This window comes from Nocardia sp. CA-129566, from assembly GCF_050956075.1.
Classification (GTDB): domain Bacteria; phylum Actinomycetota; class Actinomycetes; order Mycobacteriales; family Mycobacteriaceae; genus Nocardia.
Genome location: NZ_CP192085.1, coordinates 6679043 through 6704485 on the forward strand (window position 1 = coordinate 6679043; position 25443 = coordinate 6704485).

The 25443-nt window shown below is 66.5% G+C and carries 20 protein-coding genes; 3 read left to right on the top strand and 17 right to left on the bottom strand.

Going from position 1 to position 25443, the window contains the following annotated elements:
* Positions 1–7 precede the first annotated feature (7 nt).
* Positions 8–2431, bottom strand: a complete 2424-nt coding sequence (locus ACQP0C_RS29355; protein ID WP_433725119.1) for an HAD-IC family P-type ATPase — start codon at positions 2429–2431, stop codon at positions 8–10.
* On the opposite strand from ACQP0C_RS29355, the gene rarD reads away from it, so the two are divergent.
* A complete protein-coding gene (gene rarD, locus ACQP0C_RS29360) occupies positions 2430–3398 on the top strand; it encodes an EamA family transporter RarD (protein WP_433725121.1) in 969 nt (322 codons plus the stop codon). The genes ACQP0C_RS29355 and rarD overlap by 2 nt on opposite strands.
* Before the next feature lie 137 nt (positions 3399–3535).
* A complete protein-coding gene (locus ACQP0C_RS29365; protein ID WP_433725123.1) occupies positions 3536–4462 on the top strand; it encodes an ADP-ribosylglycohydrolase family protein in 927 nt (308 codons plus the stop codon).
* A gap of 13 nt (positions 4463–4475) precedes the next feature.
* Here the strand turns inward: ACQP0C_RS29365 and ACQP0C_RS29370 are convergent, their stop codons facing one another.
* The 4 genes from ACQP0C_RS29370 to ACQP0C_RS29385 all read right to left on the bottom strand — a co-directional run bounded on the left by ACQP0C_RS29370 (position 4476) and on the right by ACQP0C_RS29385 (position 10294).
* Entirely contained in the window at positions 4476–4697 is a 222-nt protein-coding gene (locus ACQP0C_RS29370; RefSeq protein WP_433725125.1) for a type II toxin-antitoxin system HicB family antitoxin, read from the bottom strand.
* A 100-nt stretch (positions 4698–4797) separates the two neighbouring features.
* On the bottom strand, positions 4798–8055 hold the full coding sequence (locus ACQP0C_RS29375; RefSeq protein WP_433725127.1) for an arabinosyltransferase domain-containing protein: 3258 nt from the start codon (positions 8053–8055) through the stop codon (positions 4798–4800).
* A 160-nt stretch (positions 8056–8215) separates the two neighbouring features.
* Positions 8216–8719, bottom strand: a complete 504-nt coding sequence (locus tag ACQP0C_RS29380; protein ID WP_433725129.1) for a hypothetical protein — start codon at positions 8717–8719, stop codon at positions 8216–8218.
* 96 nt (positions 8720–8815) lie between these two features.
* On the bottom strand, positions 8816–10294 hold the full coding sequence (locus ACQP0C_RS29385) for a DNA polymerase IV (protein WP_433734690.1): 1479 nt from the start codon (positions 10292–10294) through the stop codon (positions 8816–8818).
* A 428-nt stretch (positions 10295–10722) separates the two neighbouring features.
* Here ACQP0C_RS29385 and ACQP0C_RS29390 point away from each other — a divergent pair, with 428 nt between their 5' ends.
* Positions 10723–11598 carry a UTP--glucose-1-phosphate uridylyltransferase gene (locus ACQP0C_RS29390; protein WP_433679512.1) on the top strand — a complete coding sequence of 292 codons (876 nt, stop codon included), beginning with the start codon at positions 10723–10725 and terminating at the stop codon, positions 11596–11598.
* Between the two features lie 570 nt (positions 11599–12168).
* Here ACQP0C_RS29390 and ACQP0C_RS29395 read toward each other — a convergent pair.
* The 12 genes from ACQP0C_RS29395 to murC form a co-directional block, all read right to left on the bottom strand.
* Positions 12169–13104, bottom strand: a complete 936-nt coding sequence (locus tag ACQP0C_RS29395; RefSeq protein WP_433725131.1) for a hypothetical protein — start codon at positions 13102–13104, stop codon at positions 12169–12171.
* A 76-nt stretch (positions 13105–13180) separates the two neighbouring features.
* Positions 13181–13765, bottom strand: coding sequence for an NlpC/P60 family protein (locus ACQP0C_RS29400; RefSeq protein WP_433725133.1), 585 nt, complete (start codon positions 13763–13765; stop codon positions 13181–13183).
* A 307-nt stretch (positions 13766–14072) separates the two neighbouring features.
* Positions 14073–17240 (bottom strand): isoleucine--tRNA ligase, encoded by a 3168-nt coding sequence (gene ileS, locus ACQP0C_RS29405; protein WP_433725135.1) that lies wholly within the window; start codon positions 17238–17240, stop codon positions 14073–14075.
* 294 nt (positions 17241–17534) lie between these two features.
* On the bottom strand, positions 17535–17735 hold the full coding sequence (locus tag ACQP0C_RS29410) for a hypothetical protein (RefSeq protein WP_354958019.1): 201 nt from the start codon (positions 17733–17735) through the stop codon (positions 17535–17537).
* An 89-nt stretch (positions 17736–17824) separates the two neighbouring features.
* Entirely contained in the window at positions 17825–18688 is an 864-nt protein-coding gene (wag31, locus tag ACQP0C_RS29415; protein ID WP_433725137.1) for a DivIVA-like cell division protein Wag31, read from the bottom strand.
* 80 nt (positions 18689–18768) lie between these two features.
* Complete coding sequence (locus ACQP0C_RS29420) at positions 18769–19059, bottom strand: YggT family protein (protein ID WP_040688811.1); 291 nt, start codon at positions 19057–19059, stop codon at positions 18769–18771.
* Between the two features lie 124 nt (positions 19060–19183).
* On the bottom strand, positions 19184–19960 hold the full coding sequence (locus ACQP0C_RS29425; protein WP_433725140.1) for a cell division protein SepF: 777 nt from the start codon (positions 19958–19960) through the stop codon (positions 19184–19186).
* A gap of 135 nt (positions 19961–20095) precedes the next feature.
* Positions 20096–20815, bottom strand: a complete 720-nt coding sequence (locus tag ACQP0C_RS29430; protein WP_433734691.1) for a YggS family pyridoxal phosphate-dependent enzyme — start codon at positions 20813–20815, stop codon at positions 20096–20098.
* Positions 20816–20877: 62 nt separating this feature from the next.
* The gene (pgeF, locus tag ACQP0C_RS29435; protein ID WP_433725142.1) at positions 20878–21603 is read right to left on the bottom strand and encodes a peptidoglycan editing factor PgeF; all 726 of its coding nucleotides are present in this window, start codon (positions 21601–21603) and stop codon (positions 20878–20880) included.
* A gap of 38 nt (positions 21604–21641) precedes the next feature.
* On the bottom strand, positions 21642–22880 hold the full coding sequence (gene ftsZ / locus ACQP0C_RS29440) for a cell division protein FtsZ (RefSeq protein WP_433725144.1): 1239 nt from the start codon (positions 22878–22880) through the stop codon (positions 21642–21644).
* 366 nt (positions 22881–23246) lie between these two features.
* On the bottom strand, positions 23247–23846 hold the full coding sequence (locus ACQP0C_RS29445; protein WP_433725146.1) for a cell division protein FtsQ/DivIB: 600 nt from the start codon (positions 23844–23846) through the stop codon (positions 23247–23249).
* A gap of 111 nt (positions 23847–23957) precedes the next feature.
* Positions 23958–25397 (bottom strand): UDP-N-acetylmuramate--L-alanine ligase, encoded by a 1440-nt coding sequence (murC, locus tag ACQP0C_RS29450; RefSeq protein ID WP_433734692.1) that lies wholly within the window; start codon positions 25395–25397, stop codon positions 23958–23960.
* Positions 25398–25443 lie beyond the last annotated feature (46 nt).

Sequence of the window (25443 nt, forward strand, 5' to 3'; positions counted from 1 at the left end):
CAATTGTTCAGGCGCCCCCGCCCGGTGAGCTCGGAAGTAGCGAGTGCTTCTCGCCGCGACCGGCGGCGGCGATCCACCAGGCGGCCTCGACGAGCACGATGCCAACCGCCCCGCAGACGAACGCCGCGGTGGTGAGCCCGACATTCGAGGGATCGAGTTTGAAGAAATGCCTGGTGAACGGGATCGTGAACAACAGCACATAGGCGAGGATCGAGGCGCCGATGAGCACCACCTTCCACCACACATACGGCCGGGCGACGATGGCGAGCACCCACACCGCGATCATGATCAGCGTAATGAGCGCCGTGGTGCCCGCCTGCTCCTTCTGCTCAGGGGTGGCATGCGGCCCCGCGTAGGCGATCAGGTAGGCGACGAAGGTGGCGACGCCGATCACCACACCGGACGGAATCGCCAAACGCATGACGCGCGAAACGAATCCGGAGCGGGCGCGTTCATTGTTCGGCGCCAGCGACAGGATGAAGGCCGGGATGCCGATGGTGAACCAGGCCGCGATCGTGACATGCCTCGGCAGGAACGGATATCCGATCGGGTCGTAGTCGAAGATCTGCGAGCCGATACCGGCGATACCGATGAGGAAGGCGAGCAGTACCGAGTACACGGTCTTGGTGAGGAACAGATTCGAGACCCGCTCGATATTGCCGATCACCCGGCGGCCCTCGCCGACCACATACGGCAGCGTGGCGAATTTATTGTCCAGCAACACGATCTGCGCGACCGCCCGCGTGGCCGGACTGCCCGAGCCCATGGCCACGCCGATATCGGAATCCTTCAGCGCCAGTACGTCGTTCACACCGTCACCGGTCATGGCGACGGTGTGGTCGCGAGATTGCAGGGCGGCCACCATGGCCCGCTTCTGATCCGGGCGCACCCGGCCGAAGGTGGTCTCGGTCTCCAGCACATCGGCGAGCGCGTCGCGGTCTTGGGGCAATTCGCGGGCGTCGACCGGATGATCGCCGCCGGGCAGGTCCAGCGAGGACGCCACCGCGCCGACCGACACGGCATTGTCACCGGAGATCACCTTGATCGAAACCTGCTGGCTGGCAAAGTAATCCAGGGTTTCGCGGGCATCGGGACGCACCTTCTGCTCGAGTACGACGAGTGCGGCGGGATCGACAGTGCCAGGGGCGTCGGCGGCATCGACCGGACGGTCGCTGCGTGCCAGCAGCAGAATACGCAGACCCGAGGAGCCGAGTTCCTCTGCGACGCGGGCGTCTTCGGAGCTCGGATCGAGCAGCACATCGGGCGCACCGAGCAGCCAGTCGCCGTGCTCGCCATAGGAGCAGCCGCTCCACTTCTTCGCCGAGGAGAACGGCGCGACCGCGGTCTGCTGCCACTGCGGTCTATCGGTCAGCTCCTCGCCGATCGCCTGCACGCTCGCATTCGGGCGCGGATCGTCGGCGGCCATGGCCGCCAGAGCCCGGCGCACCTCGGCATCGTCGAATGAGCCGAGCGTCTTGATATCCGACAGGCGCATCCCGTTCTCGGTGAGCGTGCCGGTCTTATCCGCGCAGACCACGTCCACCCGGGCCAAGCCCTCGATGGCGGGCAATTCCTGTACCAGACATTGGCGCCTGCCGAGTCGCACGACACCGACCGCGAAGGCGACCGAGGTCATCAACACCAGTCCCTCGGGCACCATCGGCACCAGTGCCGCGACCATGCCGGTGAGCGCGGGCTGCCAGGACTCCTTACTGGAAAATAGCTGGTTGTAGATGCTCAGCAGACCGGCCGGGATCAACAGGTAGGTGATGACCTTGAGGATGGTGTCGATGCCGCTGCGCAGCTCGGACTTCACCAGCGTGAACTTGCTGGCCTCCTCGGCGAGTTTGGCCGCATAGGCGTCCTTGCCGACCTTGGTCGCGCGGTAGGCGCCGGAACCGGAGACGACGTAGCTGCCCGACATCACCGCCGCGCCGACCGGCTTGTCCACCGGATCGGCCTCACCGGTGAGCAGCGATTCGTCGACCTCGAGCAGTGCGGATTCCTCGACGCTGCCATCGACGACGATCTGGTCGCCGGGACCGAGCTCGATCAGATCGTCGAGTACGACCTCCTTCGGCATGATCTCCTGCGCCTTACCGTCGCGGCGCACGGTCGGCTTGGCCTGGCCGACAATGGCCAGCTGGTCCAGGGTGCGCTTGGCGCGGATCTCCTGGATGATGCCGACCGCGCTATTGGCGATGATCAGCAGACCGAACATGCCGTCGATGATCGAACCGGTCGCGAGCACCAGGATGAACAGCACGCCCAGGATGGCGTTGATCCTGGTGAAGACGTTGGCACGGACGATATCGCGCACGGATCGGCTCGCCCGGTCCGGCACATCGTTGGTGCGCCCGTCACGGCGGCGCTGCTCGACCTCCGCCGCGGTCAGCCCGGTGACGGCCGTCTTTGACACGGTTATCGACATGACCGCAAGGCTACCGAGAACTACGGTCGGCAGGGTGCAGCGAAGCAGGACAGTCCCCGGCGTAGCGTTCGGTACCGGCGCATTTCTGATCTGGGGCATGTTCCCCGCATACTTCGGGCTACTGGCCTTCGCCAACCCGGCCGAGGTGGTGGCGCAGCGCATCCTGTGGACCCTGGCGCTGGTGCTGGTCCTGCTCGCGATGACCGGCCAGCTGGATGGGCTGCGTGGGATCGGCGCGCGGACCTGGCGGATGGCGGCGGTGGCCATCGCGGCGCTGTCGATCAACTGGGGCGTGTACGTCTACGGCGTCACCTCCGGACATGTGGTGGAGTGCGCGCTCGGCTACTTCATCAACCCATTGGTGACGGTGGCATTCGGCGTACTGATCTTCCGCGAGCGGCTGGCCAGGGCGCAGTGGGCGGCACTCGGACTCGGCGCGCTGGCCGTCGCGGTGCTCACCGTCGACTACGGCAGGCCGCCGCTGATCGCGCTGGCACTGGCCTGCTCATTCGCCACCTATGGGCTGGTGAAAAAGGTGATTCCGCTGGACGCGCTGCACGGGATCGCGGCCGAGGGGTTGGTTGCCGCGCCGTTCGCACTGGCCTTCGTGATCGTGTTCGCGGTGACGGGTCGCAGTGAATTCGCCAGCGGCATAGGGCATTCCGGATTGATGATCTCGACCGGTCCGGTCACCCTATTGCCATTGCTGCTGTTCGCCGTTGCCGCGCAACGGGTTCCGCTCTCGACCATGGGACTGCTCCAGTACCTCACTCCGGCGCTCCAGATGGCCTGGGGCGTGGCCGTCGCGCATGAGCCCATGCCCGCGTCGCGGTGGGCCGGATTCGCGCTCATCTGGGCGGCACTGGCGATCTTCACCGCCGATGCGCTCATGCGTGGGCGGCGGCGTGGGCGGCCGGGCGCCAAGGCCGTCGAACCCGAACCGTCGACTCTCGTAGACCGCGACTGACCTGCTATTCCCAGCCCTGGTTTCGTAGTGAGGGCACAGATTTGTACAGCGTCACTTGTCGATACCGACAGGACGGAATTGCCCTGGTCATCGGGTACATTGGCCGCGATCACAGCCGGACCGGAAGGTTTTCTTCGATGCTGGACGATGCGCAACTCGATCGGGCGGCGGGCGTGCTGCTCGGCACCGCGACGGGCGATGCGCTCGGCGCGGGTTACGAATTCACGTGGCCGGGAACACATGTCGCGATCGATATGATCGGCGGCGGGCCGTGCCGGTGGGCCCCTGGACAGTGGACCGACGACACCTCCATGGCGATCGTCATCGCGCTGGCGGCCGATAAGGGGTCCGGTATCGATCTCGACGAGGTGGCCGCCGGATTCGTCCGATGGTTCGATTCCGATCCGCCCGATATCGGCATCCAGACCCGCGCCGTGCTCGCGGTGCGCCCGCGCTCGGCCAGGGAAATGCAGATGCAGGCCATGTCATTGCACGGCAAGACCGGCGGCAACGGTTCGCTCATGCGCACCGCGCCGGTCGCCCTCGCCTATCTCGGCGACGCCGCGGAATGCGTCCGGATGGCCGGTGCGATCGGCGCGCTCACCCATCACGACCAGCAGGCGATCGAGGCCTGTAAAATCTGGACCGCCGCCATTCGACACGCGGTGCTCGGCGGAACCTTCGACGGCGTCCGCGCCTTCGTCGACGACTCGCCCAGCGCCGCCTACTGGACCTATCTGCTCGACCAAGCCGAATCCGGTACCCCACAAGACTTTTCGAACAACGGCTGGGTGGTGCACGCCCTCCAGACCGCTTGGTGGGCCATCACCACCGCCGACGCCTCCGGCCCCGAACACCTCCCCCGCGCCCTCGAACTCTGCGTCCGCGCGGGCGGGGACACCGACACCACCGCCGCCATCGCGGGCGGTCTCCTCGGCGCCCGCTGGGGCGCCAGCGCCATCCCCGCCCCTTGGCGCGAGATCCTCCACGGCTACCCGGGTTTCACCGCCGACGACCTGGCCACCCTCGCCACCCGCATCGCCACCAACAGCGTCAACCGCTAGCCGCGCATCGGCCTCATGCGGCCGTTGTGAACGTCGTCGCAGCTACGGTATTCGGATGCGGGATCGGCTTGCCATCCTCGCGCAACCCCGCGAGATGGAACTCGATCGCCTCGATCATGAGTCGCAGACATTCGTCCTGGTCGTCCGCCATCGCGACACAGCCGGGCAGATCCGGGCTATAGGCACCATAGCCACCGGTCTCGCCACGCTCGATGATGATCGCGTAAGTACTCACTGTCATCTCCATCAGATCCCGCCTGCCTGCGGATACTGCGCTCGGTACCGATCGGGATGTCGGCACTGAGCGTGGGTACCGACAGGTTCGGCGACGCCGGTCAGTAGGCGGTGTTGATATGTCCCGGAGTCCACAGACCGGAGTGGTCTTGCTGGGTGATCTCGGGTCTGGCGGGATCGGCTTTCGGGTCGATGCGAGTCAGTTGTTGCAGTTCGCCCCAATCTCGCCGCCAGTCCTGGTCGAGATAGGTGGCCAGGGTGCGGGGGCGCAGCAGCATATTGGACCAGCCGAGCGGGCCGCCGCCGTCATGGCTCTGCCACAGAGTGGTGATCTCGGCGCCGGGACGGTCCGGGAGGATGCGGTAGGCGGGGACTTCGGCGATATTGTCGCGGTGGTCGTAGGGGCGCTGATCGGGGAATTGCAGGCCGACCATCCAGTCGGTGAGGACCGGAACCTGTGAGCCGACAACCTCATTCAGCGTTCTGGTCTGCGGAACGCGGGGCGGGGTGACGGCCAGCCACTGCTTGGGGTTGCGGTCGCGGTCGATGGCGACGATGCGGATAACGTCCGCGCCAGTCGGGATTTCGGTGAACGGGACGCGCAGATTGCGCCAGGACGGCGCCGGTCCGATATCGATGGGGATGACCTTGCCCATCGGCTGTGCGGTGGTCGCGGAATCGGTTGCACCGTATTCGATTTCGAGGTTCTGCCCCGGCGTGACGATACCGTCGGCATCGACCGATCTGATCCGGCCCGCCGCGGTCAGCGCGATGATGCCGGTCCGGTCGCCGGGTTCGGGAAGCCGGTACCAGCCGGTGGTCAGGTCGGCGGGCCCCGCGTCACCGGAGCCGTAGCTGCCGAGCACCGGTGTGGTTGCCGGATTCAGTCCGAAAGGCAGTGCGGGAGAGGCGGTCCCAGCCGTGTTGTCCGAGGCCGACTTGCTGCTCAACGCGTCGGCGATACTGCCGGTCGGACTCGAATCGTCATCGGGGCGCAGATCGGCCGCCACGCCCGCACCGGTGAATCCGGTCCCGGTGCCCGACAGTGTGCTCACCGCGTCGCCGGTCAGCGGCTGCAGCATGCCCGCATTGGGATCGGATTCGACCAGTACGTGTCCGGCCAAACCGGCCGTCTTCCCGGCCAACGCCTCGATATTCGAGCGCGCCAGCGAGAACGCCGGCCCCTGGGCCACGGCCGCCTTGGCGAAGGAACCGACATCCCAGACCACGAGCAGCGCCAGCGCGATGGTCAGCGGCGGCAGCACCGACACCCGCCACGCGAACCGCGAAACCTTGTGCGGCGTACCGGGTTCCGGTGCGTGCACATGCCACCATGCGGCCACCGCGAGCAATGCGGCGGTGGCGAGCAGGAACAGCTTGTTGAGCTCGAGCCCGGCGATCACCGGCGGCTTATCCCACCACGGAATGCCGTAGGACGAGACATACCACCACTTATTGGGACCGGAGAACACCAGCGCGAGCAGGAACGCGACCACCGCGGCGAACAGGGCGCGGTAGCGCGGCGCGCGCAGCACCCGCGGTGCGACGGCCATGGCGGTCACCATCGCGACGGCTCCGGCCACACCCGCGTAGACACCGAAGTGATGGGTCCACTTGGTGGGCGTGACCATGATCAGCAGCAGCGCGCCGACGGTGACACCGAGAATGCGCCGGGTCGGGCCAGCGGCGGTCAGCGGGATGCGACCGCCCTTGCGCAGCAACACGAGTACACAGGCGACGAGCCCGGCGAACATCGCGAGCACGCCGATCCGGCGGCCGACCGAGCCGTCGGTCTCACCTTGGAACAGGTACTGGTAGCGCAGATAGTCGTTGAACCACTCCACATCCGGGCCGACGATGTGATGGATGCGCTTCATCTCGAACGTCGCCGCCAGCGGCTGATCGGCGAACATGATCGCCAGCGCGACCCCACCGGCGGCGAGCAGCGGCGCGAGCAGCATCGCGTGACCGAGTACGCGCGCCGAACCCCGAGTGTCGATGCGGGCCATGATGATTCGCGCGACCGGCCGCAATCCGGCCAGCAGCGCCGCGATACAGATGACACCGGAGGGCCCCGCCGTACAGGCGAAGGCCGCGACCAGGATCGCGAATCCGGCCGGCAACAACCGCCGGGTCGCGATCGCACGCTCGACCAGACACCAGGTCAGCAGAAGTCCCAGCGCCACCGGCGGTTCCGGACGCAGTCCGTTGTCATAGGCCAGCCAGATGGTGAGGAAGCCCAGCGCACCGGTCCACATCGCGACGCGGTTGTGCCGCACCGCGACACCGAGCCGCGGCGCCACCTCGCGGCTGAGCAGCAGCCACATCAGCACACCGCAGCACAGCGCGGGCAGCCGCACCCACGGGCTGGCGGTGCTGATCTGCGTCATGATCCGGATCAGGTCGTAATACGGTGTGCCGACCGGATTTTCGGGCACTCCGAAGTAGGCGAAGTAGTTGGCCATATAGCCCGCGGCACCCGAGGCGCGCGCCATGCCGAACTGGTAGCCGTCATCGGAGGTCGTCGACCCGATGAAGTACCAGACCAGCATGGTGGCGAGCACCACGACGTCGAGCAGTGAGAACGTCCACCAGCGCTGCGGCAGGAAGCGCCGCACCCGCCGACCGTCGCGCCGATCGAGCCGGTACAGCGCGACCAGCGAAACAATCGTGCACAGCACCGCCAGCCAGATCGCCGCGCGCTTGAGCGGCGTGGGCGTGGACGAGAATCGGGTGTCGAGTTCGGCGCTGACGCGCGCACCGTCGGCCGCGGCCAGATCACTGAAGATGCCGACCATCTGCGGCCGGTAGTCGCCATTGAGCACCACCGGGAACCCGGGCGCCTCGAATCCGACCAAAGTGGCGGTGGCAGTGGTGTTGTCGGCGTGCACGGTGAGTTCACAGCCCGGAACCAACTCGGCCACCGGCAGACTGAGCAATGCCTGGTTGCGCAGCACCACATCCAACCGCGCCGGGGTGTCGGCCGCGGCCTGTACGCGCGCGACGAATCCGTATCGCTCGAGATCCGGCGCGCCATTGGGTCCGGTCGCCACGAGCGTGCCGCCCTTGGCGCTGAGTTGGTTGATCGCCGCACAGGGCAGGGTGGCGTCGAAAGTCAGTGGCGCATAGGAGATCAGCGGCGCCTCGATACTGCGCGCGGAACCGGCCTGCGGCCAATTCAGCGTCGCCGCGTCCACACGCACCGGCAGCAGCGGCACCGCCACCGCGAACAAGGCGCCCAATAGGCCCGCGATCAGCGCGATCGGCCCGGCCCACCCGCCACGTCTGTTCGATTGTGCCGTCCCGGGTTCGGATTCCTCGACGGACGGCTGCCCCGCCCACACCATCGTGTCAGCCACGGGGCCTGATCCTAACGGTAACTATTCCAAACGAAAGTTCTTGCTGGTGTACAGCATTGATTCTCATCCAACGCACAGCCACGGCCGACGCCGGGGCACTGCCCGGCTCGGCCGCGACCATGGCTGGTCATTTCGAGCGACCTGCAAGCAGTCGCTACGGCTAGCTGCAGGCCGTCGACTGCTGGCCCAGGTTGGTCAGCATGGTGCAGGCCCAAGCCTTCTGGATCTTCCACTTGCCGTCCTCGGCGACGAACGGCACGTCGACAACGTTCTCCTGGCCGTTGAGCACGACCTTGGCCTTGGCGTTGACACTGTCGCCGAAGCTGGCCACATCGGTGACCGTCACCGTGATGTTGGCGGTCTTGGCGGCCTCGGCCAGGCGATTCGGCAGTTCCGGGTCGGCCTGCGCGCCCTGCACGCCGTCCAGCTTCTCCGAATTCGGCACCGACGGATCGAGCGCGCGCTGCAGCTGGGTGTTCAGCTCCGCGGCGGTGGGGACCGGCGGCAGGTTGGTGTTCGCGCTCGCACTGGCCGAGGCCTTGGCGCTGGTGCTCGTCTTCGCGGCCGGCTTGCTGTCCTTGTCATCGCTGCAGGCGGTCATGCCGAGTGCGGCGACAACGGCTAGAGCGGCGATGGCGATGCGTCCAGTCTTACGAAGCTTCAACTGCTCGTCCTTTGCGTTCGAGTAGGTACATGTCGTTCCACCAACGGCAGCCGTCACCCGGACCGGCGACGTTGCACGACTGACCCAGGCTACCTGTCAGCGGAGACTGCCGAGCGGATCCGCCCGGGACAGACTGATGTCGTCGGCGGCAAAGGTACGCGCCGGACCGGGCCCTGTCGAGCTGGTCTCGAACCGAACGGTAACCACACCGAGTCCGGCACCTTGCACCCACCCATGCCCGAATTCGGGATGGGCGACATCGAGTCCTGGATACCACAGCGTCGCCTTTGGCGGTGGCGAATCACCCTGAGCTGCACCGACGCTCGACTGCGTGGCCACAGAAACCCGCTGCGCCGATGTCACCCCGGATGCGGTCTCGGCGTGCTCGGTCCCGACGCCCGCCTGCTCAACCGACGAGCCCGTATCGAGCACCGCCACGACGCCAGATGGGCCGCTTTCGGCCTCGGCTGATCCGCCCCAACGATCGGAGTGCGCCGCATCGCCTGCCCAGACGTCAGCATCCTCCACCGGCGCCTGATCCAGCTCCGGGAACAGCGACTCCTGCCGCACGGTCGACAGCCCGCCATAGCCCACACCGACTAGCCGAATCGGCCCGAGCTCGGCCGGGTCGATGGCCGAACGCTGCGCCGCCGTGGTCAGCGTTGCCAGCTCGGTCGTCGCGTACGCCAGGGTGAAAGACCTGGTCACGATGCTCATATCGGATTTCTTCAGCTTCAGCACCACGGTGCGCGCGGCCCGTCCGTCCTTTTCCAGGCGACGGTGCGCGGCCGCCGCCATCGCCTCGATGGCCGGGCGCAACTGGGCCATCGTGACGATATCGGTCTCGTAGGTGTTCTCGGCGCTGATCTGCTTGGCCTCGGCGCGCTCGGCGACCGGGCGGTCATCGATGCCGCGGGCCAGCCGGTGCAGCGCCGCGCCGACGCTGCCGCCGAGGATCGAGGCCGCCTCCGATTCCGGCAGAGCGGCGAAGGCGCCCACCGTCTCGATGCCGAGGGAGCGCAAACGGCTATCGGCCACCGGCCCGATCCCCCATAGTTTGCGTACCGGCAGGCGAGCGAGCAGCTGCTGCTGCTCATCCGGCGAAACCACCCGCACCCCATCGGGTTTGGCCATTCCGGAAGCGATCTTGGCGAGCTGCTTGCCGGTTCCGGCGCCCACCGAGGCGACCAGCCCGGTCCGCTCCCGCACCAGCGCACGCAGCTCCTCACAGAATTCGCGCACCCGCTCGACGCTCGCCCCCACCAATCCGGCGGGTTCGCCGAACGCCTCGTCGAACGACAGCGTCTCGAGCACCGGAATGCGGGTGCGCAGCGCGTCGAAAACCTGCGCGCTCACCACGCTGTACACCGCGCCACGCGGCGGCACCACCACCGCCGTCACCCCGACCAGCCGCCGCGCCTGATGCATCGGCATCGCCGAGCGCGCACCGAATACCCGCGCCTCGTAGCTGGCCCCCGCGACCACACCGCGCCCACCGGTACCACCGACCAGCACCGGGCGGCCACGCAGCGTCGGCCGGGTAAGCTGCTCGACCGAGGCGAAGAAGGCATCCATATCGATGTGCAGCACCCACCGCCGGGCCGTGCGCGAGGCCGCGACCCCCTCGGTGTTATCAGTGCTCACGCACGGAAATCTACGCCGCCCCACCGACAGGTCGGCACCCACACGAGCCGTGGCCGATTGGTCGACCGTGCCGCGCCCCGGCACGCCAACCTCGCACGGATCCGCCGGGTGAACTCGTGCGCGGCGCACCCAACCTGTGCGCACCGGCGGCCGACCTGGGCGCCAGATGTGCCTCAGCCGCGTAATTACTGCGAAATTGCTACTGACCTCGGGGGCCGGGCGGCCGGGCGCGCGCGACGCTCAGCGCTGCCCGACCCGCCGTGACCTGGCACGATTCCAATGTGTTGCCACCTGGGCCGGCACTGCCGAAGCCTGGGGATCGGCCGTTCGTACCCGGCCGGATATGTGATGATCGGATCATGAAGATCCGCAAGGCCGTGATCCCGGCCGCCGGAATCGGCTCGCGCCTGCTGCCGCTGACCAAGGCCATCCCCAAGGAGATGCTGCCGGTCGGCGATAAGCCGGTCATCGAGCACACCGTCCGCGAGCTGGTCGCATCCGGAATCACCGATATCACGATCGTGGTCAGTGGCGGAAAGTCCTTGATCCAGGACCACTTCCGCCCGAATCCCGCGCTGGTCGCCCAACTGCGCGCGGACGGCAAGGACGCATACGCCGACGCGGTGGAAGAGGTCGGCGAACTGTCCAGGCTCGGACACATCACCTACCTCGACCAGCACGGCCCCTACGGCAACGGCACCCCGGTGCTCAATGCCGCCCGCAATCTCGGCGACGAGCCGATGCTGGTGCTGTGGCCCGACGACGTCTTCGTCGCCCGGGTGCCGCGGGCACAGCAGCTGATCGATGCTTACGAAGCGACCGGCGCCCCGGTGCTCGCACTGATGCCGATGGATCCGTCCGAATCCCAGCGCTACGGCGTCCCGGTCGTCGCCGACGACCACGGCAACGGCCTGCTGCGCATCACCGGTCTGCGGGAGAAGCCGAAGCCCGAGGACGCCCCCTCGAACTTCGCCGCGATCGGCGGCTATGTCGTCACCCCCGGCATCATCTGCGAGCTCCGCAGACAGACCGAGCAGTGGTACGAGCACCGCACCGGCGAGGTCTATCTCACCGATGCGATCAATGTGCACGCCGCCGACAGTCCGGTCTTCGGCCAGGTCATCCAGGGCCGCTGGTACGACACCGGTAACCCGGCCGACTACCTGGTCGCGCAATTCGCCTCGGCCCTGGCCCATCCGCAGTACGGGCCGCTACTGCGCCAACTCGTCGACTGAATTGGGCCCCGATTCAATCGGCCCCGATTCGATCCGGCTCCGGTTCGATCGGCTCCGGTTCGATCGGCACGGTTCGATCGGCTCCGGTTCGATCGGCACGGTTCGATCGGCTCCGGTTCGATCGGGCCCCGGTTCGACCGGCCCCGGTTCGATCGGGCCCCGGTTCGACCGGCCCGGGTTCGATCGGGCCCCGGTTCGACCGGCCCGGGTTCGATCGGGCCCCGGTTCGAATGCATCGGTTCCAATCGGCTCCGGTTCGACCGGGCCCAGTTCGATCGGCTCCGGTTCGACCGGCCCCGGTTCGATCGGGCCCCGGTTCGACCGGCCCGGGTTCGATCGGGCCCCGGTTCGAATGCATCGGTTCCAATCGGCTCCGGTTCGACCGGGCCCAGTTCGATCGGCTCCGGTTCAATCGGCCCCGGTTCAATCGGCTCCGGTTCGATCGGGCTCCGGTTCGATCGGGCTCCGGTTCGATCGGCCCGGTTCGATCGGGCCCCGATTCGACCGGCCCGGGTTCGATCGGGCTCTGGTTCGAATGCATCGGTTCGATCGGCCCCGGTTCGATTGGACTCAGGGCAGCGCGACGATGGCGACCTTATCGTCGGCCACCGCGGGCACTACAAGGTTCTTCCCGGTCCCGTCCAGCGTGAAATCGGCCGGTCCGTGCAGATCCTGGGGCAACTTGACGGTCGAGACCTCGGTGCCGTCGGTGCGATAGATCTTGATCGTGCCGGGCACCGGCTTATCGGCGGATACCCAGTCCGATACCGCGAGATCGCCGTTGGGCAGCAGTGCGATGCCGTCGAATACGCCGTGCACCGTGCCGACCTTGCCCACGGCAGCCGGAGCGTGCTCGATACCGAACTTGTACAGATCGCCGCCCTCGAAGTGCGCGCCGAGTCCCGCGACATAGGCGGTCTTGGTCGACTTGTCGAGCACGATGCCGTTGGCGCCCGGAATCGACGTGGTCAGCGTGCCGAACTTCTTGCTCTCGAGATCGAGCTTGTACACCGCACCGCGCACCGTATCGGTGACCAGCAGGGTCTTATCGTCGAGCACCGCGATGTCATTGAGCAGCGCCGCGGCATCGCCGCCGAGCGGGGCCTCGAAGACCTGTCCCAACGTGTCGACGTCATAGCCGACGACGCGATCGATATCGGCGACGAACACCTTGTTGTCCGCGTAGGCCATTCCCTTGGGCGCGTTCAGCGGCGGATCCCCCGCACGCGGAATCGCCTTGCGTTCGATCACCTTTCCGGTCGAGTCCAGCCGCGAGAGGAAGCCGTCGCCGTCCTTGGTCATCGGCTCCTGCGCCGCACCGATATTCGATACGAACCACTTGTCCCCGGCGATGAGCACACTCTCCGGCTTCGAAAAACCATCCAGCACGCCGGGTGCCGAGGACGCCGCGTCCTTCTTATCGTCGCCGCAGCCGGTTGCCGCCGCGACGAGCAGTAGTGCCCCGGCGACGGCACCCGCCGCCCGCAGTGCCGATCCTCTACGCACACCGATCGCCATCTCGTTCCCATCGTTTCCGTCTCCGCGCAGCCGCGCTGTTCGGTGGAAACGTAGCCGATCCGGCTCAGAAACGACGGATCGTGTAGATGTGGAACTGGCTGAGCGGATGCAGGCCGACGGGGATCCCCCAGTCGTGGGCGTCGAGGATCTGGCCGGAGCCCGCGTAGATGCCGACGTGCGACGCGTCCTCGTTCAGAATGACGACATCGCCCATCGACAGCGCCGACAACGGGACCGCGGCGCCGACCCTGGCCTGCTGCCAGGTGGTGCGCGGCAGCCGCACTCCCACCTGCGCGAACGACCACTGCACCAGACCCGAGCAGTCCCACGCGAGCGGACCGGTGCCGCCCCATTGGTAGGGCTTGCCGATCTGGGTGTATGCCGCGGCCAAGGCGCCGAGTCCGGCAACGCTCGGGAACGGTAGTCCCGCGGAGCCACTGGAACTGCCGGACGGCGAACCGGAGCCACCCGAACCCGTGCCACCCGAGCCCGTGCCACTCGAACCCGCGCCACTCGAACCGGAGCCGCCCGAACCGGAGGCGCTGCCGGTATCGCCGTACGCCGGCCCGGCCAGCGCCAGCGCGACGACGGTCGATACCAGAAAACCAATGGCTATCCGGCGCAATACCTTCCCGAACTCGCTGATCATGTGTGCTCTCCCCTTCCGTCGACCCGGCCACCGCGCGGTACCCACCTCGAAATCGGGGATGGAACCGCACATCACAGCACCTGCGCTCAGCACGTATGCACGTGCGGTGCAAGGTATTTCAGGTAGAGCAGTTCAAGCACGAACGTTTACTGCCGTCACAGGAGTAAATCTGTGCATCAGCAGCAACATGGCCGATTGTGCCGGGCATTGTGCAACCACAACAGCGAATCAGCTATTTCTCAGCGTGTGATCTATGTCACATAATTCGGGGCGAGGCCGCGATGGCCTCGCCCCGAACTCCGCCGCGTCAGATCTTGGCGATCGACACCCGCACGCCACCGACGATATCGGCGGCATCCGCGCCCGGATCACCGAAACTCAGCTCGGTGGCGAGGATTTCACCCGCGATGAGATCCCGGTGCGCCTGTGCCCACGCCTGCTTGTCCTCGGGTACCGCGAGCACCACGGTGATGCGATCGGAGACGTCGAGCCCCAGCGACTTTCGCGTCTCCTGCAGATCGCGGATCACATCGCGGGCCCAGCCCTCGGCCTCGAGTTCCTCGGTCACCTGCGAATCGAGTACCACCAGGCCCGCATTGCCGGGCAGCGCCGCCGTGGATTCGGGTTCGGCCGCGACCAGGCGCTGGGTGTACTCCTCCGGCAGCAGTTCGATGCCCGCCGCGGTGACCACACCGTCGGCGTTCTCGGACCATTCGCCCGCCTTCACCGCCCTGATCACCGTCTGCACATCCTTGCCAAGGCGCGGGCCGGCGGCACGGGCGTTCACGACCAGTTCGAAACGGCCGTGCACGGCGACATCGGTGGTCAGATCGACCTTCTTGACGTTCACCTCGTCGGCGATGATGTCGGCGAAGGGCCGCATCCGCTCGGCGTCGGGCGCGGCAATGGTGACCTCGGCCAGCGGCAGGCGCACCCGCAGGTTCTGGGCCTTGCGCAGACTCAGCACCGTCGAGCAGACCACCCGGACCTCGTCCATGGCAGCCACCAGATCCGGATCCTCCGGCAGCTCGCCCTCCTTGGGCCAATCGGCCAGGTGCACCGACTGCTCGCCGGTGAGCCCACGCCAGATCACCTCGGAGATCAGCGGCAGCAGCGGCGCGGCCAGCCGGGTGACGACCTCGAGCACCGTATGCAGCGTGTCGACCGCATCCCGGTCCTCCTCCCAGAAGCGCGAACGCGACCGGCGCACATACCAATTGGTCAGCGCGTCGGCGAACGAGCGCAACTCCTCACAGGCGCCCGCGATGTCGTAGACCTCGAGCGCCTCGGTCATCGCATCCCGGGTCGCGGCGAGTTTGGCCAGGATGTAGCGGTCCAGCACATTCGGCGAATCCGTGCGCCACACACCGGGTTTCGAGGCATAGAGCTGCAGGAAGGTCCATGCGTTCCACAGCGGGCGCAGCGCGTGGCCGACCCCCTCGCGGATACCGCGCTCGGTGACGATGAGATTGCCGCCGCGCAGGATCGGCGAACTCATCAGGAACCAGCGCATCGCATCGGAGCCGTCCCGGTTGAACACCTCGTTCACATCCGGGTAGTTGCCCTTGGACTTGCTCATCTTCAGCCCGTCGTCACCGAGCACGATGCCGTGCGCGGCAACGGTTTTGAAGGCCGGGCTGTCGAACAGCGCGGTCGAGAGCACGTGCAGGGTGTAGAACCAGCCACGGGTCTGCCCGTTGTATTCGACGATGAAATCGCCGGGGAAGTGGTTGTCGAACCACTCCTTGTTCTCGAACGGGTAGTGCACCTGGGCATAGGGCATCGAGCCGGACTCGAACCAGCAGTCCAAGACCTCCGGCACCCGGCGCATGGTCGACCGACCTGTCGGATCGTCCGGATTGGGCCTGGTCAGCTCGTCGATCATCGGCCGGTGCAGATCGGTCGGGCGCACGCCGAAGTCGCGCTCCAGCTCGTCGAGTGAGCCGTATACATCGGTGCGCGGATAGGCCGGATCATCGGACACCCACACCGGGATCGGGCTGCCCCAGTAGCGGTTGCGGCTGATATTCCAGTCCCGCGCGCCCTCGAGCCACTTGCCGAACTGGCCGTCGCGGATGTGCTCGGGCACCCAGGTGATCTGCTTGTTCAGCTCGACCATCCGGTCACGGAATTTGGTCACCGCGACGAACCAGGACGGCACCGCCATATAGATCAGCGGCTGGCCGGAACGCCAGCTGTGCGGGTAGGAGTGCTCGATAGTCTCGTGCCGCAGCAGCTTTCCCGCGGCCTTGAGGTCCTTGATGATCGCCGGGTTCGCATCGAAGACCATCATGCCCTCGTACGGCGGCACCATCGAGGTGAATTTGCCGCCCGGATCCAACGGCTGCACCAGCTCGATGCCGTTGGCCGTCGCGACGTCCATATCCTCCTCACCGAAGGCCGGTGCGAGGTGCACGATGCCGGTGCCGGAGTCGGTGGTCACATAATCGGCGGTCAGCACGCGGTGCGCGTTCGGATGGCCGACGAAGAAGTCGAACGGCGGGGCATACGACAGATCCGCGAGGGCGGCACCGTCGTACTCGCCGAGCACTTCGGGCTCGTCGCCGATTTCGCGGGCGTAGTGCGTGACCCGTTCGGCGGCCAGCAGATAGCGCTTACCGTCGGCGGCGCGCACCTGCGTGTAGCGCACATCCGGATGCACCGCGATCGCCAGGTTCGACGGCAGCGTCCACGGGGTGGTGGTCCAGATCAGCGCGTTGGCGCCGTTGAGGGCGTGCAGCGGATGGTCGGCGGGGACGCGCAGCACCATATCCACGGTGACGGCCGGGTCCTGACGCATCTTGTACGCGTCGTCGAGCCGGGTTTCCTGATTCGACAGCGGCGTCTGCTCGTACCAGCTGTAGGGCAGCACCCGGAAGCCCTGGTAGATCAGGCCCTTCTCGTGTAGCGACTTGAACGCCCACATCACCGACTCCATGAAGTCGAGATCAAGCGTCTTGTAGTCGTTGTCGAAGTCGACCCAGCGAGCCTGACGCGTCACATAATCACGCCATTCACCCGTGTAACGCAGCACCGAGGATTTACAGGCCGCATTGAATTCCGCAAGCCCCATAGCATCGATCTGTGATTTGTCCGTGATACCGAGCTGCTTTTCCGCTTCGATTTCCGCGGGCAGTCCGTGACAGTCCCAGCCGAAACGCCGATCGACCCGCTTCCCGCGCATCGTCTGGAAACGTGGGACGAGATCCTTGACATACCCGGTGAGCAGATGTCCGTAATGTGGCAATCCGTTGGCAAACGGCGGCCCGTCGTAGAAGACGAACTCTCCGGCACCGGAGCGGTTCTCGATACTGGCACGGAAGGTGTCGTCGGTGGCCCAGCCATCGAGCACGCGACGCTCCAGGTCGGGGAAGGATGTCCCGCTGCCGGTTCCGGAGCGACTGCTTGCAGGTCGCTCGAAAGGGCCTGCCAGATCGACGCGCGGGTATGCGCTGCTGGAAGGTTCGTCCGCCATCGCGGATGCGTCTCCTCGTGCCGCCGCGCCGTAGCGCGTATCTAGTCAGCACGGGGACGATGACGACGCCCGTTGCGTCGAAACCGCGGTACCACCCCGCTTGCCCGGGAGCCGCGCACGATCCGCGCAACCACCAGGACCTCTCGTTATGAGCTGTAACGGGCTCACCCGTTCGGTTCTACTGGGCGCGCGAGGCGCACCGTTCTTCCGAAGGCTCCCCGGTGATGGCCGGATCGACGCCGTATACATGTTTGATTCTAACCAATGCGGTCAAACCACTTGGTTGTGGCCACTTCACCGTTTCGCATGCCGACCGGGTGGCGGCGCGGCGTCGCTGTCGGAACTCCGCATGGAGAGCGCACTCACCAGCAACAGCACAGCGCCAATGACACAGACGAGGATGCAACCCCAGGCCCACAGCACCGACCCGGTGGTCAGTGCGGCCACTAGCAGGGCAAATCCGATCGCGGCAAGGACGAGCGTCAAGACGAGCATGATGACCCCCTAGGCATGCCAGGCGGTTCGGCAGGTAGCTCTAGCTACTCGAACAGCAACTACAGCGGAGATGTCTCTCCAATACGAGATTACTTGCCGCCCTTGGCGAACGACGCGGGAGCGAGATTGTTCGCGGTATTGGCGTCGACGAAGGCCTCGCCGCCGTCGACCGGAACGGCCGAGCCACGGTTCTCCAACTCCTCGAGCTGCGACTCCAGGTACGACTTCAGCCGCACGCGGTACTCGCGCTCGAAGGTCTTGAGCTGCTCGATCCGGCTCTCCAGCACGCTGCGCTGCTGGGTGATGGTGGCCATGATCTCGGCGTGCTTGCGCTCGGCGTCGGCCTGCAGCGCGTCGGCCTTCTCCTTGGCCTGCCGTAGCTGGTTGTCCGAGCGGGTCTGCGCATCGGAGAGCATCGCGTCCGACTTCTGCCGGGCATCGGCGATCATCGCTTCCGAACGTGTCCTGGCATCGCCTACCAGGCGTTCGGAATTGGCACGCGCATTGGAGAGCAGATTCTCCGCTTCGGTCTTCGCATCGGTGGTCAGCCGGTCCGCCATCTCCTGGGCGAGGCTGAGCACCTTGGCTGCCTGCAGGTTCGCATCGGCGCTCGGCGCATCCTTGGCTACCGGCGCGGCGACGGGCATCGGGGGCGGCGGTGGAGCCTGCTGCACCGGGGGTTTGATGGGCTCGGGCTGCGGCGGCGGGGCCTGCTGCACCGGCGATTTCACCGGGTTCGGTTGCACCGGAGGGCGATTCTTCTTGGCGTCGGCCAGTTCCGCATCCAGCTCGGCGACCCGCTGCCGCAGGTCAGCGTTCTCCTCGATAAGGCGCGAGAGCTCCTGCTCCACGAGATCCAGGAAGGCGTCTACTTCATCCTCGTTGTAGCCGCGTTTCCCGATGGGTGGTTTGCTGAACGCGACGTTGTGCACATCGGCTGGGGTCAGCGGCATGGAAGGATCCCTTCGCGCGTCTTTTGGAGATCTAGCAGATCTAGCAAGCTATCTTCTCGGTTCATTCTGTCACACTGGGGCTACCCGTCGGCGTGGCCGCCCACAAACGTCATCGAGATGAAGACGACGAAAAGCAGGACCATAATCGACAGATCGAGTCGAATTCCTCCCAATGACACCGGTGGTATCAACCGCCTCAGGAGTTTCACCGGCGGGTCGGTGATGGTGAAGATCACCTCGAGGATCACGACAACGAAGCCGCTAGGGCGCCAGTCCCGGGCAAAGCTACGGATGAACTCGACGATCACACGGCTGATCAACAACAGCCAGAAGATGAACAGTACGAAGTACAGCACCGCGAACAAGGCCACCGCCTCACTCTGCCCCAAAATCCGCGTCGCGCAAAATGACCACACCGCTGGCGACTGCTTGTCAGCCGCTCGATCAGGTCCGCCCCATACGCAACGGGTCTAACAGAACCCCCGAAGCACAACGCTATTTCTGGTTGTAGAAGCCGGTTTCGGCGATCCTGCGACGTTCTTCGGCGGAGACATCGACATCGGCCGGTGAGAGCAGGAACACTTTGGTCGCGACCTTGTCGAATGATCCACGCAGCGCGAAGGCCAGACCAGCGGCGAAGTCGACCAGGCGCTTCGCATCGGCGTTGCTCAGATCGACCAGGTCCATGATCACCGGGTTGCCCTCGCGGAAACGCTCACCGATGATGCGGGCCTCGCTGTAGTCGCGCGGGCGCAGCGTCGTGATCTTGGACAAGGGACCTCCGTCCTCGAAGATCCCCGGCCGGCGTGCGGGGGCGGGCTCGGGGCGCACGCGCTCCTCCATGCGCCGCTCCTCGGCCTCGGGATCGACGGCGAGCGCACCTCTGGTGGCTCCCCGCAGCATCGGCGCATTCCCGCCCGCACGGAATCGGCTGGCGGCCGGTGCGGAATCGATCCTGGTGGGACGCGGCCGCGCGTCATAGCGGTCGTCCGCATAGGGCTCGTCGACGTAATCATCGCGCCGAGACATCGGATAACCCGCCTTGTACGGCGACTTGTACGCGGGCTCAGGGTAATCCGGTTCATCGTCGTAGCGGTCGTCGGCATAGCGGTCCGCGCCGTATCCGGCGCGCTCGGGATAGTCACGGGGCCGGGGCCGACGGGAGCCACGCTCGTCCACACCGCGAGGGGCGGGTTCGGCGACGTAATCGTCTTCGTAATCCTCGAGCGGAACCATGCCGAAGTACGCCTTGAACTTGTGCAGCGTGCTCATGACTGCACCTCGCTGTCGCGTTCGCTCATTTCGGTCGACCTTCCTTCGGCCCCGGTGGCGGCCGGGTGTTGAAGTCTTGCTCAGCCCTCTCCAGTCCCAGCATATGTGTCAAATGTGACTGATGAGGTTTCTTTGCTACGCCGAGGTTATCGGTCGAGCGCCCATCAAGGCGGTACCGACACGCACACAGGTCGAACCGTGTTCGATCGCCGATTCCAGATCGCTCGACATTCCGGCGGACAGTTCGACAGCGTCAGGATGATTCGCGCGTATCACCTCGTGCAAAATTGCCAGGCGTGCAAAAGCGTCGTCCGGCGTGGCGTCGAGCGGGGGGATCGCCATCAGGCCCGCGAGCTGCAGCCCCGTCGCGGCGGCCACCCGATCCGTCAGTGCCACAAGATCTTCGGGGGCGACGCCACCGCGGCCCGGATCCTCGTCCAGGCTCACCTGGACCAGAACTCGAACAGGTTCACCGCGCTCTCCGGCATCCAATGCGGCCCGCGCCGCGGTGTCAAGGGCCGTTGCCAGACGTTCGCTGTCCACCGAGTGCACGGTGTGCGCCCAGCGCGCGACGGTACGCGCCTTGTTGCGCTGCAGCCGACCGATCATGTGCCAGTGTGCATCTGCCAGCGCGGCCAGCTCCGCGACCTTGGCGCTGGCCTCCTGCTCCCTGGATTCGCCGAATTCCCTGCAGCCCAAGCGGTACAGGATCGCGACATCACTGGCGGGAAAGAACTTCGTCACGGGCAGCAGCCGCACCGAACCCGGATCACGCCCGGCAGCATGACAAGCCGCTCCGATCCGCTTGTTCAGTTCGGCGAGATTCGCCGCCAATTCGGCGGTCCGACCGTCCATCGCCTCGGCCGCAACGGATTCCGGTGCCGCGGCGGTGTCGATCCTTGGCTCGCTGTGCTCGCTCATACGTCCGCCTGCATCCAGATCACCCCGGCCATGCGGCCGGTCGGCGCGCCGCGGCGATGACTGAACAAGGTCTTGTCCTCGATCGTGCAGCGCGGATCGACGGCAACCCCGCCGATCCCGGCCTCGGTGAGTTGGCGCCGAATCCCGGCGCGCAGGTCGAGGCCGGGAGTGCCGCGCACGGTTGTGGTGGCGCTGCCGGGCAAATGGGCCTCGACATCGGCGCGCATCGCGGCGGGCACCTCGTACTGCCGGCCCGATGCGGCGGGGCCGAGGAAGGCGCCGATGCGCTCGAGGCGAGCGCCGACCGAGACCATCGCGTCCAGTACCCGCGGCACGATGCCGATGCGTGCCCCGATCCGACCGGCGTGTACGGCCGCGATCACGCCCGCCTCGTCATCGGATAGCAGAACCGGCACACAGTCCGCGGTGAGCACCACCAGCGCCAGGCCCGGCGCCGTGGTCACCAGTGCGTCGGTGGCCGGCACCGGCGCATCCCGTGGCCCATCGATGATTTCGACATTGCGCCCGTGGATCTGTTCCATCCACACGAGCCGATCCGGCGTGAGGCCGATCCCCTCGGCCAGCCGGTCCCGGTTCCGTTGCACGGTCGCCGGGTCGTCCCCCACATGATCCCCGAGATTGAACGAATCGTACGGCGGCGCCGAGAAACCGCCCGCCCTTGTAGTGGTCACCCGTCGAACGGTCAATGTCGGCGCTGTCATACCTGCGAGCCTAATAGGGCTCGCAGTGTCGGGCTTTTCTACCGACGCATGAACGAGGGCACATCGACGTCGTCATCGTCATCGGAATCGGGCGGCTCGATATGCGAGCGCGAGTTGTGCGCCACCGTCGGCTCGGCCAGTGCACGGGGCCGCTCGGTATCGCGGTAGCTGGGCGCCGCGCCCCGGGTGGCGCTGGGTTGACCTGCGGCGGAAGCGGTTTCGGTGCGCGCGGACGCGGCGATCTCGCTGGTCCGGCTGGTTTGACCGATCTCACCGGCCCGACCCGAACCGATCGCGCTGCGGCCCGCATCGAAGGTGCGCCGGGCCGGGCCGCCGCCGTCGAAACCGGCGGCGATCACCGTGACGCGAACCTCATCGCCGAGCGAATCGTCGATGACGGTACCGAAGATGATATTGGCCTCGATATGCGCGGCCTCCTGCACCAGCGAGGCCGCCTCATTGATTTCGAACAGACCCAGATCCGAACCGCCCGCGATCGAGAGCAGCACACCGTGCGCACCGTCCATCGACGCCTCGAGCAGTGGCGAATTGATCGCCGACTCGGCGGCCTTGACCGATCGGCCCTCACCGCGCGCCGAGCCGATACCCATCAACGCGCTACCCGCACCGGACATCACGCTCTTCACATCGGCGAAGTCGACATTGATCAGACCCGGGGTGGTGATCAGATCGGTAATGCCCTGAACACCGTTGAGCAGCACCTCGTCCGCGGAACGGAAGGCGTCCATCAGGCTGACCGCGGCGTCGCCGAGCTGCAGCAGCCGATCGTTCGGAATGACGATGAGCGTGTCGCAGGATTCACGCAGCAGGTTGATGCCCACTTCGGCCTGGTTGCCACGCCGCTTGCCCTCGAAGGAGAACGGCCTCGTGACCACGCCGATGGTGAGGGCGCCGAGCTTGCGCGCGATACTGGCGACGACGGGCGCGCCACCGGTACCGGTGCCACCGCCCTCGCCCGCGGTGACGAAGACCATGTCGGCGCCCTTGAGCACCTCTTCGATCTCATCCTTGTGATCCTCGGCGGCCTTGCGGCCGACCTCCGGGTCGGCACCGGCGCCGAGACCGCGCGTGAGCTCACGGCCGACGTCGAGCTTGACGTCGGCATCGCTCATCAGCAGCGCCTGCGCGTCGGTGTTGACCGCGATGAACTCGACTCCCTTGAGTCCCTGTTCGATCATCCGGTTGACGGCATTCACGCCGCCGCCGCCGATACCGACGACCTTGATCACAGCAAGGTAGTTGTGCGGGGGCGTCATGGGCTCTCGCCTTCCTTCGATCTAAAGTCTGTCGTTTTCGGATCCTCGACATTCAGCCCGTGGGAAACCCCGGTTGTTTTGCTCCGGCAGTTTCGCGAGGTGCGCCACTGCCCGAGCAAACCCTAAACCTCAACCATAGGGTTAGCGTTATGTCAAGTATCCGACTGCTGCGGAACGCTATTCGCAGCCGCCGCGATAGGCGCGCAGGCGCGCCGAAACGACTGACAGAATCTTGTGTGATCCCTCTCGTCTCGCCGCACAACACGCCGTATCGTGGACGGTTGCCCCCGAACCCCCGGTCTCGCTGGCCTGTTCCCACTGCGGTCACAGTTCCATCGAAAATCCCCTGGGCACAATGGGTATCGATCACTTTACCGTGACCAGATTCGGACTCGAAACATCGAACACCGTTCCATCGCGGGTCAACAACGGCATTACCACTGCCGCCTTGCGTTCCGCGTCATTGGTTCCACCCCACAGTACCGTGCGACCATCGCGCAGGTTCAGTGAAATATTCGAAATCGACCGCGCGACAACCTCGTCCACCTGAATGACCAGCGCCGCGGGCAGCACCGACAATACCGAGACCGCCGCGCGGGTGACCGGATCGGCGGCGCCGGGATCGGCGGTATCGAGCTTCGGCACACCGATGGGCGGTTCGTCGATTGCGAACTCGACACTGTCCGCATCCATCAGATGCGCGCCCTGCGGGCTGTCCCAGAACAATACGGGCGTGCGCTCCACGACCGTCACCTTGACCTTGGACGGAAATACCCGTTGCACCCGCGCGCTGCGCACCTTCGGAATGCTCACCACCCGCTGGGCCATCGCATCGGTATCGATGCGCAACATCGAGCGCCCAGAGGGGATCTCGAGTTTGTCGCGCACCTGTTGTTCGGGCACCGTGACCAATCCGTCGACCTCGACGGTGCTCACCGACAGCATCGGGGTGAACCAAGCCAGCACCGCGAGAACTGTAACGACGCACACGGCGAGCAAACTCCACAGTCGGACGCGGCCGGAACGACTCAGCCGGGCCCACTGTTCGAACCAGTCACCCGCGGTTCGCATCGAGGGTCACCGGCCGTATTGCGGACGCGCTCGCAGGCCGTCGAGGATCTGGCTGCCCAGCATCGTCACATCGCCGGCGCCCATGGTGATCACGACATCACCGGGCAGTGCGAGTCCGGCGACCTGGCGGCCGACCCGCGACATATCCGGCTGGTAGTGCACGGGTTTGGTGACGGCCTGGGCGACCAGTGCGCCGTTGACACCCGGCAGCGGCTTCTCCCGCGCGCCATAGACATCGAGCACGACGACCTCGTCGGCCAGGCTCAGCGCCGCGCCGAAATCCTGGGCGAAGGTGGCGGTGCGGCTGTAGAGGTGCGGCTGGAACACCACGATGACCCGGCCCTGCCGAGAGCGGGCGCCGTCGCGGGCCTCCTGCTGCACCAACTCGGCCGCGGCGCCGAGTACGGCCCGCACCTCGGTCGGGTGGTGGGCGTAATCGTCGAAGACCCGCACGCCGTTTTCCCGGCCCGCGAACTGGAACCGGCGGTGCACACCGCCGAAACCCTCCAGCCCCTGGACGATTTCGTCCACATCGGCTCCAGCGGCACGCGCGGCCAGCAGCGCGGCCAGCGCGTTCAGTGCCATATGCCGACCGGGTACCGACAGTCGCAGCGTGCGCGGCGCGGCCTCGTCGGTGAGTTGGAACTGAGCGAGTCCGCCGACATCGCGCGGCTCCCAGCTGTGCAGTCGCACCCCGACCGGCACCGGCGCGTCGGGCAGTTCCCCCGAGCCGTAGCCGAGCACCCGGACATTCTTCTGCGCCAAGCGCGGACCGATCCGCTCGGCCAGCGCACGGGAACCGGGATCGTCCAGACACACCACCAGCAGGCCGCCCGCGGTGAGGCGATCGGCGAAATCGTCGAAGACCTGGACGTAGGCCTCATCGGTACCGAAGAAGTCCAGGTGATCGGATTCGATATTGGTGACCACGGCGACATCCGGGTCGTATTGCAGCAGCGAGCCATCGCTCTCATCGGCCTCGGCGACGAAGATCTCACCGGTGCCGTGGTGGGCATTGGTGCCCGCCTCGTTGAGTTCACCGCCGACGGCGAAGGACGGATCGAATCCGCAGTGCTGCAACGACACGATCAGCATCGAGGTGGTGGAGGTCTTGCCGTGCGTACCGGAGACCAGCAGGGTTCGGTGCCCCTGCATCAGGGATGCGAGCACCGCGGGGCGCAGCAGCACCGGGATATCGCGCCTATTCGCCTCGACCAGTTCGGGATTGGTCTTCGGGATGGCGGCGTAGGTGGTGACCACCGCGGTCGGGCCGCCGGGCAGCAGATCGAGGGCGCTGGCGTCGTGACCGATGCGCACCTGGGCGCCGCGGGCCCGCAACGCGAGCACGCCACGGCTCTCCTTGGCGTCCGAACCGGAGACCGAGCCGCCGCGCGAGAGCAGGATGCGGGCGATTCCGGACATTCCGGCCCCGCCGATCCCGACCATGTGCACACGCGCCAATTCGGGCGGCAAGGCCGAGCGCGCCTCGTCG

What these genes read in the sequence shown, in the direction of transcription:
- rarD (WP_433725121.1), top strand. Translation starts at nt 2,430, where the DNA reads ATGACCGCAAGGCTACCGAGAACTACGGTCGGCAGGGTGCAGCGAAGC.
- ACQP0C_RS29355 (WP_433725119.1), bottom strand. Translation starts at nt 2,431, where the DNA reads ATGTCGATAACCGTGTCAAAGACGGCCGTCACCGGGCTGACCGCGGCG.
- ACQP0C_RS29365 (WP_433725123.1), top strand. Translation starts at nt 3,536, where the DNA reads ATGCTGGACGATGCGCAACTCGATCGGGCGGCGGGCGTGCTGCTCGGC.
- ACQP0C_RS29385 (WP_433734690.1), bottom strand. Translation starts at nt 10,294, where the DNA reads ATGGATGCCTTCTTCGCCTCGGTCGAGCAGCTTACCCGGCCGACGCTG.
- ACQP0C_RS29390 (WP_433679512.1), top strand. Translation starts at nt 10,723, where the DNA reads ATGAAGATCCGCAAGGCCGTGATCCCGGCCGCCGGAATCGGCTCGCGC.
- ACQP0C_RS29400 (WP_433725133.1), bottom strand. Translation starts at nt 13,765, where the DNA reads ATGATCAGCGAGTTCGGGAAGGTATTGCGCCGGATAGCCATTGGTTTT.
- ileS (WP_433725135.1), bottom strand. Translation starts at nt 17,240, where the DNA reads ATGGCGGACGAACCTTCCAGCAGCGCATACCCGCGCGTCGATCTGGCA.
- ACQP0C_RS29410 (WP_354958019.1), bottom strand. Translation starts at nt 17,735, where the DNA reads ATGCTCGTCTTGACGCTCGTCCTTGCCGCGATCGGATTTGCCCTGCTA.
- wag31 (WP_433725137.1), bottom strand. Translation starts at nt 18,688, where the DNA reads ATGCCGCTGACCCCAGCCGATGTGCACAACGTCGCGTTCAGCAAACCA.
- ACQP0C_RS29425 (WP_433725140.1), bottom strand. Translation starts at nt 19,960, where the DNA reads ATGAGCACGCTGCACAAGTTCAAGGCGTACTTCGGCATGGTTCCGCTC.
- ACQP0C_RS29430 (WP_433734691.1), bottom strand. Translation starts at nt 20,815, where the DNA reads ATGGACGGTCGGACCGCCGAATTGGCGGCGAATCTCGCCGAACTGAAC.
- pgeF (WP_433725142.1), bottom strand. Translation starts at nt 21,603, where the DNA reads ATGACAGCGCCGACATTGACCGTTCGACGGGTGACCACTACAAGGGCG.
- ftsZ (WP_433725144.1), bottom strand. Translation starts at nt 22,880, where the DNA reads ATGACGCCCCCGCACAACTACCTTGCTGTGATCAAGGTCGTCGGTATC.
- murC (WP_433734692.1), bottom strand. Translation starts at nt 25,397, where the DNA reads ATGGTCGGGATCGGCGGGGCCGGAATGTCCGGAATCGCCCGCATCCTG.